6 protein-coding genes are annotated in these 11,588 nt (G+C 70.5%); 5 read left to right on the top strand and 1 reads right to left on the bottom strand.

What is annotated here, in order from left to right:
• The first annotated feature begins 633 nt into the window (after nucleotides 1-633).
• Together ABGB21_RS24525 and ABGB21_RS24520 are read left to right on the top strand one after the other, a co-directional pair.
• Nucleotides 634-2,454: a hypothetical protein gene (locus ABGB21_RS24525; protein ID WP_347679752.1), complete on the top strand. Its 1,821-nt coding sequence runs from the start codon at nucleotides 634-636 to the stop codon at nucleotides 2,452-2,454.
• Nucleotides 2,455-2,608: 154 nt separating this feature from the next.
• Complete coding sequence (locus ABGB21_RS24520) at nucleotides 2,609-3,649, top strand: PHB depolymerase family esterase (protein ID WP_347679751.1); 1,041 nt, start codon at nucleotides 2,609-2,611, stop codon at nucleotides 3,647-3,649.
• 132 nt (nucleotides 3,650-3,781) lie between these two features.
• Here the strand turns inward: ABGB21_RS24520 and ABGB21_RS24515 are convergent, their stop codons facing one another.
• Nucleotides 3,782-5,095: a hypothetical protein gene (locus ABGB21_RS24515; protein ID WP_347679750.1), complete on the bottom strand. Its 1,314-nt coding sequence runs from the start codon at nucleotides 5,093-5,095 to the stop codon at nucleotides 3,782-3,784.
• 243 nt (nucleotides 5,096-5,338) lie between these two features.
• Here ABGB21_RS24515 and ABGB21_RS24510 point away from each other — a divergent pair, with 243 nt between their 5' ends.
• The 3 genes from ABGB21_RS24510 (at nucleotide 5,339) to ABGB21_RS24500 (ending at nucleotide 11,522) form a co-directional block, all read left to right on the top strand.
• A complete protein-coding gene (locus tag ABGB21_RS24510) occupies nucleotides 5,339-6,340 on the top strand; it encodes a hypothetical protein (protein WP_347652218.1) in 1,002 nt (333 codons plus the stop codon).
• A gap of 52 nt (nucleotides 6,341-6,392) precedes the next feature.
• On the top strand, nucleotides 6,393-8,087 hold the full coding sequence (locus tag ABGB21_RS24505; RefSeq protein ID WP_347652219.1) for an insulinase family protein: 1,695 nt from the start codon (nucleotides 6,393-6,395) through the stop codon (nucleotides 8,085-8,087).
• 501 nt (nucleotides 8,088-8,588) lie between these two features.
• Nucleotides 8,589-11,522, top strand: coding sequence for a BTAD domain-containing putative transcriptional regulator (locus tag ABGB21_RS24500; RefSeq protein ID WP_347679748.1), 2,934 nt, complete (start codon nucleotides 8,589-8,591; stop codon nucleotides 11,520-11,522).
• Nucleotides 11,523-11,588: the final 66 nt, after the last annotated feature.

The raw sequence follows: 11,588 nt of genomic DNA, 5'->3' as shown, positions 1-11,588 counted from the left end.
GGGACCTCGTCGCCGCTCCGGTGCGGTGCCACGGGGCGCCGGTCTTGACCCCTGCCAACTTACGCCATTTGGCGACGTTTTTGCAGGTCAAAGGCCAAAGGAAACTAAAGCGAATTGTTTTCCGATCTGCTGTCGGAGTTTCCGATACGCCTTTGAAAAGAGCCTCGAAAAGCGCGGTGTTCAACGGAAACGGAATCGGCCCACGGGGGCCGGATCCCCAGCCGGCGTGGTCGACGCGTCACCCCAGTCCCTCCCGGCATCCCGGGCCCACCTCCGGATGACACCGCGCGACGTTTCACGTTTCCTGCACCTAAATCCCGATACGCGAGCTAACGTCATGATGTAGCCGATTACGACCCACTTCGAGCCTGGAGGGGCCGATAGCGTAGGACACCCCGTCGTGTGCTGTTTCAGGCTGATCCAGTGCGCTCTGTACACCTCGACAGAGCCCACGCGGCCTCGGCGTCCCGGACGACATGACCGATTCCCGGGACCACCTCAACGCCTCCGTCGTGGGCCGACCGCTCCGCGCGTCAGCGGACGCTGCCCATCAGACGGCTCCACCCCCGTCTTCCCCTGCCGACGTTCGTGGCGACAGTCACGCGACGAATCGCAACCAAGAAAGGATCACGCATGGACAGGACCAGGAACATCGCCCGGTCTCTGCTCTCCACCGCCACCATCATGGCAACCTCGCTCGCGCTCGCCGCCATACCGGCGCCCGGCGCTGCCGACAGCGAACCACCGACGGAGAAGCGCCTGCAAGACGACAAGTCACTCGAAGCCGACGCGGCGTCGGCGCTGGCGGCGGCGACCACCAGCCCGGAACTTCTGGCGAAGGCCGCACCGGACGAGTGCTTCGGCGGGAGCAGCCCGCCGATCTCGGCCTGGGCCGGCTGCGAGACCGGGCAGCCGAAGGTGAACCACTCGTACGTGTGGGGCCTGACCGCCTCCGGCGACCACCTGTGGTTCGGGACGGCACCCAACGTCCACTGCCTGACGATCGGGACGAGCCTGGCGGTGACCGAACCGATCGAGAACGACGACTACGTGTGCGAGTACGGCGAGAGCCCACAGCGGTCGGAGAACCCGGCCATCCCGCCAGCCGGAGGCGACTGGCGTCCGCCGAAGGTCTACCTCTACCACAAGCCGACCCGCAACCTGGTGGACAAGACCGCGGCCATCACGAGAAGGTCCGAGGCCGATCGGCAACGGTTCCTCTCGACGGTGGGAATCCGTGCCGCCGGCTCGCACCGGGGTGTCGTACTGCTCGGCGGACCGAGCGTCCTCGGCCTCAACCTGTTCGCGTTCGACGGCGCGTCCGGCGCCTACCTCGGGTCGACGACCCTGACCGGGTACGGCACTGTCCGGCACTTCCTGGTCGCCGACCACACCCTCTACGCCGGCGTCGGCCTGGGAATCGACGGTCAGGCCGGCGGCGCGGTGCTGCGCTGGACCGGCAGCAGGTCCAGGCCGTTCGACTTCAGCCTCGTGGCCAGCCTGCCGCAGCAGGTCGCGGACCTCGTCGTGCACAAGGGTCGGATGTTCGTCACGACCTGGCCCAGCATCGCCGGCAGCGCCGACAGCACGCACACCGCCGGGATCTGGATGAGCCCGTGGCTCGTGAACGGGGGGCGGGGCCTCACCACCACCGACGCCACCGCCTGGAAACAGGTGTGGAACGTGAGCCAGTACGAGCCCGACCCGGTCATCGCCGCCACCTACGGTCTCGGCGGGCTCGCCTCGTACAACGGCAACCTCTACTGGGGCACGATGCACGTGCCGCTGAAGGCCACCCAGGCCCACACGACCCGCTACCCGTCGGAGAGCAGCGAGCAGAACCTCGCCGCCACGAAGAACACGCAGCGGGCGACGAGCATCTTCCGGGCCAGCAGGTTCGACAACGGCAAGGCCAGCGCTGACCTGCTGTACGGCGCGGCGGAACTGCCCGCGTTCGACCCGGAGGCGAACGACGGCGCGGGCGAGTGGAAGCTCACCCCGACCGGATACCAGCCCCGGTACGGCGCGGCGGGATTCGGCAACAGCTACAACAACTACACCTGGGAGATGCTGGTGGCCGGCGGTTCGCTCTACATCGGCGCCATGGACTGGAGCTACCTCGTCAAGGATCTGCCGTCGGAGCTCCGCGGCGGGGTCGAGGACGGGCTCGGCACGGTCGATCCCGCGTCGTACGGCGGCGACCTGTGGGTGTTCGACGGTACCCACGGGCCGGCGAAGTCGGTGAGCACCAACGGGCTCGGCAACTACCTCAACTACGGGTTGCGCACCATGCTGGCCGACGGGCCGGCCGTCTACGTCGGCACGGCGAACCCGATGAACCTGAGGACCGACCGGGAGGACGACGTCCCGGAGGGCGGTTGGGAACTGATCCGGCTGCCCGGGGCCAACGTGCCGTCCGCCGCGCGGAAGAAGGCGGCTCTCGGCACCCGGTAGTGAACCTGCCCAGGACAGCTCCGTGACTGTCCGCCGCAGGTGCCGGTTCGTCGGTCGTTGGGCGGGGGGGGGGGGACGCCCGGCGCGGACCGCCCCCCGCCAAACGACCACCAGTGACAGGTACAGGTCCCACCCGGAACGGAGACGAGACTTCATGAACCGGCGAACCAGGGCCGGCCGCAACACGACGGTGCTCGTGCTGGCGGTCGCGGGCGTCCTCACCGCGATGGGCGGCTGCGACCTGGTGCGGTCACCCGGGCGGGAGGCGGGCACCCCGCCTCCCGCCGCCAGCGCCGCCCCGACCAGGCCGGCGGCGACCGCGTCCGCACCGGAGAACCCGGCCGTCGCCCCGGGGTCGTCCGTCCACCGCGTCACGGTGCACGGGCGGAGCCGCACCTTCCGGCTGTACCGGCCGACCCGGCTGTCGCTGTCGACGCCGGTACCGCTGGTGGTGATGTTGCACGGCGCCCTGGGCAGCGGCCGCCAGGCGGAAACGACGTACGGGTGGAACGCCGTGGCGGACCGCCACGGCTTCGTGGTCGCGTACCCGGACGGGCTGAACCGGTCCTGGGCGGTCAGCCCGGACTGCTGCGGATCGCCGGCCCGGGACGGGGTCGACGACGTCGCGTTCATCGCCGAGACGGTGGCCACCGTCTCCGCCAGGCTGCCGGTCGACCCGGACCGGATCTACGCGACCGGGATATCCAACGGCGGGATGCTCGCCTACCGGTTGGCCTGCGACACCACCACCTTCGCCGCGATCGGGGTGGTGGCCGGTACGCTCCTCGGGCCCTGCCCGACACCGGCGCCGATCTCCCTGCTCCACATCCACGGCACGGCCGACGGGGTGATCCCGTACGACGGTCGCCCGGGGGTGCTGGACAACCGCGGAGCCGGACCGTTACCCGTCAGGATCAACGGCGGCCCGGTGTCCGACCAGATCGACAGGTGGCGGGAACTCGCCCGGTGTCCCACCCCGGAGGTCCGTACCACGGGAGTCGTCACCAGCTCGCTGGCCCGCTGCCCCGACGGGCGCGACGTCGACCTGATCACCGTCGCCGGCGCCGGACACCAGTGGCCGGGCGCGACCCAGCCGATCGCGGAACGCCTGCTCGGCCTGGATCCGCCCTCGACGGCGCTGACCGCCACGGAATCGATCTGGACCTTCTTCGACGCCCATCCACGCGTGGTCTGAGGTCCCGGCGGCATCGCGGAGGTGGGCGTCGCTGGCCGGCGCACGCTCTCCGGCCGGACGGGCGGTCGAGGAGCAGGGCCAGGACAGCTCGGATCACCAGCGGTCGGTGGCCCCGTCCGGAGGTCCGGTCCACTACCGCGGCCACGCGCAGTGGATGTGCGTGGCATGGTCGGCGTCGTCCCCCGGCCCCAGCACCTCCGTCGCCCCGTACGCCCGGCAGGCGTCCTTGAACGCCTGGTTGAACGGGTTGCTCGTGTTCACCGGGGCGCCGTTGACGGTGTCGACATCGAACGCCTTTCCGACGTAGTGCCGGGATGTGGCACCGTGCCTGCTTCCGGCGATCGCGGTCACCCGGAAGTTGAAACCGTTCTGCAGGTGCAGGCTGAGAATGCCTCGCAACATGTCGAGGTCGAGGTTCACACTGGTCCGGCCCACGTGGCTGAAGTCGCTGGTCTGGGCGGGCAGCCCGGCCGCGGTGTCCACGATGTTCTGGCGGGCTGTCGACGCCGGATCGGACTGCCCGCCGACGTGGAAGGTGAGCAGGTCGATGGCGGGAATGTCCCGGATCGCCGCCGCCGGGTTGTACGCCGGCAGGCCGGTGTTGAACACCCCCGACCCGATCGAGACCGACAGGTACGAGGTGCCCAGGCCGTAGCACGGGGACAGGTACCGCTGCGGGGCGGGAAGCGCGAAGCAGCCGCCCCACGGTGTCCCGTCCAGGGTTTGCAACGCCAGGTCGAACCCGATCTCCAACTGCCGCCCGCCGTCGTAGATGCGGCCGTCGATGAGGACCGCCCCGATGCTGTAGCCGTAGTGGTAGGAGGAGAAGTAGAAGGGGGCGGCCGCGGCGATGACGGCACCGTTGTAGCGGGAGCCGCCCGTCCGCTCGATCAGGTACGCCTGGCCGGCGCCCGCGAGGTAGAAGTTGCACACGATCTCGGCCAGGTAGTCGACCCTGGCCAGAGCGGTACCGTTCCGGGTCACCTGACCGGTGATGTACGGCACGCAGGTCGGTGGATTGTTCGGATCGTCCGAACCCTCGACCATCCGGGGCGCCGGGCCGGCTTTCGCTTTGCCCAACGTCATCCCCATGCCCGGCGGCAAGGACGCCTTCCGGCGGCCATCGGCGGTCCGCACAGCGGCATCCGGCGTGCGCCCGGACACGCCCGGCACTGCCTCGATCGGCCGGCCGGGCAGGCTCGGAACGGGCTCCCCCGACATGTCGGCCTGTGCCGGTACCGCCTGTCCCAACATCCCGACCAGCACGAACGCCGAGGCCAGCACCCCGGCCAACCACCGCCGACGGCGGGACCTCAGCGGTCCCAGCCCGGCACGGTCGATCCCGATCCCCGCAGCGGCGGCCGCGGCCGGCCCGGCCGTCGAGATGACCGCCGGTACGCCCCCCGGCAGCGGCAACTCGTCGCGTGTTCTGCCTGTTCCTGTCATGTTCCCCTCCATCGGCAGGGCAGCTGTCCGCCCACGGTGCCAATCCGGACTGAACGGCGACTGGCGAGTGGCTGGACGCGCCCGGGCGGTGAATAGGGCTGGTAGCCGGGAGCCGATCTCCCATATGATCCTGCCCCGGTCGGTCCGCTGCCCGAGCCTCGGACGACGTGGTGTTGTGCGGAGACCGAGCAGGCCCTGCTCGGCACCAACCTGTTCTCGTCACGAACCCTCGAAGGTGCCCGGATGCAGTTCTTCAAGGCCGCGAATCACTCGCGGTTCGGCCCCGTACCCTCGTTCGACCCGGCGCTGGACGACGGTGAGCTGGCCGCGGCCCGGGATGCCGCGAGGTGGGGCGACTGGCAGCCGGCGCGTGACGTCCTCGCCGCCGCGTACGGCGACTGGGAGCGCCGCGCACACCGGGTGAACGTGCTCGGCGAGTTCGCCGCCGGCCACCCGAAATGGCTCGACGCGTGGTCGACAGCGGAACCGACCAACGCCGCCCTGGCGGTGGTCCGGGCCCGCACGGAGATCGCCCGGGCATGGAACGCCCGAGGTGGTGGCTGGGCGAGCCAGACGTCCGACCGGGCCTTCCGCACCTTCGCCCAGATCCTCAACCGGGCGGAGGGACTGCTGGACCGGGCGACGGAGCTCGCCTTCGACGACCCGTCGCCCTGGATCTGGTACCTCTGGCTGTCGATCGGCCGCGAGGAGCCCTGGCCGGTGTTCGACCACCGGTGGAGCGAGTTGGTGGCCAGGGACCCGCACAACTATCTGGGACACGAGGCGAGGTTCCAGCGTACGTGTCGGAAGTGGGCCGGCAGTCACGAGCGGATGTACGAGTTCTGCCGCGCCGCCGCCGAATCGGCGCCACCCGGTTCGCCAGTCGCGGTACTCCCGCTCCAGGCGCACTTCGAGGTCGACCTCTGGGAGCGGGGACGGGGAGAGTCGCGGGCGAAGGGCATGGCGGCCGCCGTCCGGCTCTGGAGGAGCGACCAGGTCCGCGAGGACATCAACATCGCCACCGAGCGCTGGCTCGGCGGCGGTGCGCCGACGCACGCACTCGCGATGAAAACCCGTTCGGTGCTGGCCCGGGCGCTGACGATGGCCGACCGTCACCGGGAGGCGGCGACGCACTTCGCGGCGATCGGCCCCTACGTGAGCGACTACCCCTGGTACTACGAGGATTCCGGCGCCCGCGAGGGTTTCCTGCGGGCCCGCAAGCGGGCCGTGGTCGCGGCGTCCTGACCGCAGACCGGCTGACCCAGTTCGGTTCCGCTGTTCGCCACGGAGGCAAACAATGATCCAGTTTGAGGTCGACGGGGTCCCCGGACTCTTCGTCGAGGCCACCGGGCCGCTACGCGCCGGGCTGATGTTCCGGGTGGGCCGGGCGGACGAGTCACTTCCGCTGGCCGGGGTCACCCACCTGGTGGAACATCTGGCGCTGCACCGGCACGGGCTGCTGGAACACCACGCCAACGCGGACGTGACGGACGCGATCACCCACTTCTACACCACCGGTACGGACGCGGAGGTGGCAACCTTTTTTCACACCCTCTGCTCCTCCCTCGCCGACCTGCCGCTGGAACGGCTGGAGGTGGAGAAGGAGATCCTGCGGACCGAGGCGGCCGGGCGCGCCCGAGGGGTGAACGCAGACCTGCCACTGTGGCGTTACGGCGCCCAGGGATACGGCCAGGTCAGTTACCCCGAGTTCGGACTGCACCGGCTCACCGCCGACGACCTCCGAGACTGGGTCGCCGCGCACTTCACCCGGGACAACGCGGTGCTCTGGGTCACCGGTGCGGCGGTGCCGCCGGCACTGCGGTTGTCCCTCCCGGCCGGGACCCGGCGCCCCGGCCCGGCGCCCAGCTCGGCGCTCGAGACCACGCCTGCCTACTTCCAGGTCCCCGCCGACGGAGTGGTGATGGACTCGGTGGTGAACCAGAACGTGGCCAGCCGCCTCTTCGCCGCCGTCCTGGAGCGCGCCCTCTACCGGAACCTGCGGCTCGAGGCCGGGGTCAGCTACGCGGCCGTGACCGACTACTCACCCCGGGCGGACGGAATGGCGGTGCTCACCGCCTACGTCGACGCGCTGCCGGAAAAGAAGCGTGCCGCCCTCACCGGCTTCGTCGACACGGTCAAGCAGCTCGCCACCGCCGCGATCGACGAGGCGGAGCTCGAATCGGTCCGGGCCAAGGCCCTGGAGGCGCTCGCCCATCCCGACTTCGAGACGGGTCGGCTGCCGGGTGTCGCCGTGGACCTGCTCACCGGGCAGCCACTGTTCACCACGGGGCAGTTGGCCGAGCAGCTGAGGGCGGTGACCGTCGCGGACGTCCTCGCTGTCGCCGAGGCGGCCCACGCCAGCGCGTTGCTACTGGTTCCGTACGGTGTGTCGGCGTACGGCACCGGGTTCACCGCCGCGCCGAGCGCTTCCCTCTCGGCGGTCGCCGGAAAGCGGTACCGCTCCCGCGACGACACCGAATCGACCCTTGTTGTCGGTCCGGACGGGGTTTCGACCATCAGCGAGACCGGAAAGATCGCCACTGTCCGCTTCACGGACTGCGCAGCCCGGCTGTGCTGGCCCGACGGCGGAAGCGTCTTCATCGGCCGGGACGGCATCACGGTCGCGGTCGAGCCCACCCTGCACCGGATCGACGACGCCGCACTGGCCGACCTGACCAGCAATGTGCCGGACACCCTGGTCGTCCCGCTGCCGAAACGGGACCCGGACCAGATTCCCCGGCCCCGGCGGTCCCCGGACGAGACTCCCCGACCCGAGGCGTCGTCGACTCCCGCCCGGAAGCGTGAGTTCATGATCCTGGCCCCGCTCACGGCGGTGCTGGGTTGGGGTTTCATCAGCATGGCCAACGCGTGGACGCCGGAGGACGGTGAACTGGCCGAAAACCTGCTGCTGCTGATGTTGGTGCTCGTGACCATCGGGCTGGTCCGGGTCATCCTGGTCGGTATCCGGCGACTCGGCTCCGGTCACTGGTAGCCGGGCGCGGACGTCCGGCTACCACCAGGCGGTAATCCGGGCCGGAGCGGGCGTGGTCAGGCCCGACCAGATCGGCGCCGACGATGCTCGTCTCCTGCTCGGCCCGGGTCAGCAGCCGACCCGGATCGGCCAATCCGTCACGCGCGTACGGGCGGCCCGTGTGCACGGCGATCGCCGGCACGGAACAACCTCCCAGCAACTCGGTCAGCACCTCCCCGGTCGTCGTCACCAGCGCGGCGACGCAGAAGGTGACGGGCATCGTTGCCTTCAGGCCCACGGACACGGGTCCCCCAACGCTCGGAACCCGGGACACTGTGCCCCCGTCCGGGCACGACTGGGAAAGGAACGACCGAACCCGACCGCTCCCCCGGGGCATACGTCGGCCGGTGCGCAGGTCAGGGCCGTACGTCTGGTCACCGTTGCGGGTCTGAACGGGCGGCCGTCTTCGGTGTACGGTATAGCCCGTACGGTCCAGGTACAGCCGGACCTCGAAGGCCTTTCGTGAATCTTCGCTACGACCTCCTGGGCCCGCTGGTGGTGACACGCGACGACGGTCACGCCGTCGCGTTGGGTTCGGTCAAGCAACGCCTGCTCCTCGCCGCCCTGCTGCTTCGCCCGAACGAGGTCGTCGGCGTGGACGAACTCCGCGCCACCCTCTGGGCCGACGCACCACCGGCGTCGGCTGCCGCGAATCTGCGCACCTATGTACTGGGCCTGCGTCGGCGTCTGAACGACGACGGCGATCCGTCGCGGCTGCCCGCCGCCCCGGGCGGATACCTCCTGCGGGTCGAGCCCGGCGAGCGGGACCTGGACCGCTTCGACGCGGCGGCGTCGCGCGGTCGACGTGCGCTCGCCGCCAACGACCCCACGAACGCGGTCGCCGAACTCGGGACTGCCGTCGGCATCTGGCGTGGGGCACTGCTGGCCGACCTGCCACTGCCGACGCCGCTGGTGCACCTGGCCGGCCAGCTCGAGGAACGGCGGGCGCTCGCCGAGGAGGACTACGCCGACGCGCTGCTGGCCACCGGTGCCCTCCACGCGGCACTGCCCCGTCTGCGGGCGCTACTGGACCGGCATCCACTCCGGCAGCGGGCCTGGGGCCAGTTGATGCTGGCCCTGTACCACACCGGCGACGTGGCGGGCTCGATCGAAGCGTTCCAGCAGGCCCGGCGGGTGCTGGCCGCGGAGACCGGCATGGATCCGGCGCCGCGACTCAGCCGGATCCACGCCGAGATCCTGCGACGTGGTGACGTTCCGCTTCCGCGGCGGGCCCCTGCCGCCGACGGACTGCCGACGCCGGGGCCGTCCGCTCCGGCCGGTGGGGAGGGTGTACCGGGGTTGGCGGTTCGGTACGCCGGAGCCTCCCTGACGACGACGTCGGAAGCCGGTCGGGGCAACCGGCCCGGCCCTGTCGTCCCCCGGCAGCTTCCGCCGGAGACCGCGACGTTTGCCGGACGCGCCGCGCAGCTGCGCCGGCTGTCCGAACTGGCGGACGGCCCGGGGCAGGCAGGGGTGGTCATTTCCGTGATCACGGGCCCGGGCGGGGTCGGCAAGACCGCGTTGGCGTTGCACTGGGCACAAACGGTCGCACACCGCTTCGTCGACGGGCAGCTGTACATCAATCTTCGCGCGTACGATCCGAGCCGGACGGCGATGAGCGCGAACGAGGTGATCCACGGCTTCCTCGACGCGTTCGGCGTCCCACCCGCACGTATCCCGGTCAGCCTCGAAGCAAAGGTGGGCCTCTACCGCAGCCTGCTCGCCAACCGGCGGGTGCTGATCGTGCTCGACAACGCGGGCAGTGCGGAGCAGGTCCGGCCACTGTTGCCGGGCACCTCAGGTGGCGTCGTCGTGGTCACGAGCCGCAACCAACTCTCGGGGCTGGTCGCGGTCGAGGGCGCACACCCGCTACCGATGACCGTGCCCTCCCGCCCCGAGGCACGGGAACTCCTGGAACGCCGGCTGGGAACCGAACGTACGGACCCCGAGCCGGACGCGGTTGACGAGGTGATCGACAGGTGCGGCAGGCTGCCGCTGGCCCTCGCGATCGTCGCGGCCCGGGCCGCCGCCACGCCACGGACCTCCCTTGCCCAACTGGCGGCGGAACTGCACGACTCCCGGGCAGTCCTGAACATGGTCCCCGGCGGCGACGGGATCAGAGATCTCAGAGCAGTCCTCTCCTGGTCGTACCAGGCGCAACAGGGGTCGGTCGCACGACTGTTCCGGCTGCTGGGCCTGCACGTCGGCGTCGAGGTCAGCGTTGCGGCGGCGGCCAGCCTGATCGGCCTGCCGGCCGTCGAGGCACGACGTGCCCTGGCCGAACTGACCAGCGCGAATCTGATTGACGAGCACCGTCCCGGCCGCTACACCCTGCACGATCTCATGCGTGCGTACGCGGCGGAACTCGTCATGGAGACGGAGACCGAAGCGGAGCGCAGGGCCGCGCTGCGTCGGTTGTTCGACCACTACCTCCACTCGTCCCGCCTCGCGGACCGCCAGATCGCACCACAGCTCGACCATCGTCTGGAACCGCCGGCCCCCGGAGTCACCACCGTTGCGAGTCCCGACCACGAACGGGCCGTCGCGTGGTTCACGACCGAACATCAGGCCCTGCTCGCGGCGAGCCTGCGCGCCGCCGAGCTGGGCATGCCGGAGTTCGTCGCGCCGTTGACCGCAGCCCTCGACTCCTACCTGCACATGTCCGGGCGGATCCAGGACTGGGTCAGCATCCGGGAGTCCGCCCTGAGCACCGCGCGAACCTTGGGTGATCTCAGCGGTCAGGCCGCGGCGCACCTGGGTCTGGGCCGCGCCCACAGCAAGCTCGGCAGATTCGACACCGCGGAAGTCCATCTCCGGGAGGCGCTCCACATCTACCGCACGGTCGGGAACAGCACCGCCCTGGCGTACGCACACCTCGCGCTCAGCCACACTCTCGAGCGCAGCGGCCAGATATCCGCTGCGCTGGAGCACGCCCACAGTGCGCTCGACCGGTTCGTGGCCGAGACGCACCGGGCGGGTACGGCCCGTGCCCTCAACGCCGCAGGCTGGTGCCATGCCCTACTCGGCGACCACACCCGTGCCCTTCCCCTGTGCGAGCAGGCACTTGAGCTCTACCAGGAACTACGCATCATCCTCGGCGAGGCGAACACCTGGGACAGCCTCGGATTCATCCACCACCACCTGGGCGACGCGGCACGAGCAACCCACTGCTACGAGCAGGCGTTGCGACTGTCCCGCCGGGCCGACAGCCGCTTCTACGAAGCCGAGACACTGTTCCGGCTGGGCGACGCCTACCAGAGTGACGGAAGGTCCGCGGACGCCCACGACGTCTGGCGACAGGCGTTGGAGATCTTCGAGCTCACCGGCCACCCGGACACCGACAAGCTCCGCGCGAGGCTGTCCGGGGCGACGGAGCTGACGGTGCGCCCCACCTGACCGGTCGCCCCGGGTCTGCCAACCTGTTGCCGGTGCCGGACGCAGTGCCTTTCCGGTACAAATGGA

This window comes from Plantactinospora sp. B24E8, assembly GCF_039871735.1.
Classification (GTDB): Bacteria; Actinomycetota; Actinomycetes; order Mycobacteriales; family Micromonosporaceae; genus Plantactinospora.
The sequence above is the reverse complement of the archived record's forward strand: the minus strand, read 5'-3'. Positions and strand labels throughout refer to the sequence as shown.

Excerpts from the sequence above, each read along its gene's own strand:
- ABGB21_RS24520 (WP_347679751.1), top strand. The coding sequence starts at position 2,609 with ATGAACCGGCGAACCAGGGCCGGCCGCAACACGACGGTGCTCGTGCTG.
- ABGB21_RS24525 (WP_347679752.1), top strand. The coding sequence starts at position 634 with ATGGACAGGACCAGGAACATCGCCCGGTCTCTGCTCTCCACCGCCACC.
- ABGB21_RS24510 (WP_347652218.1), top strand. The coding sequence starts at position 5,339 with ATGCAGTTCTTCAAGGCCGCGAATCACTCGCGGTTCGGCCCCGTACCC.
- ABGB21_RS24505 (WP_347652219.1), top strand. The coding sequence starts at position 6,393 with ATGATCCAGTTTGAGGTCGACGGGGTCCCCGGACTCTTCGTCGAGGCC.
- ABGB21_RS24515 (WP_347679750.1), bottom strand. The coding sequence starts at position 5,095 with ATGACAGGAACAGGCAGAACACGCGACGAGTTGCCGCTGCCGGGGGGC.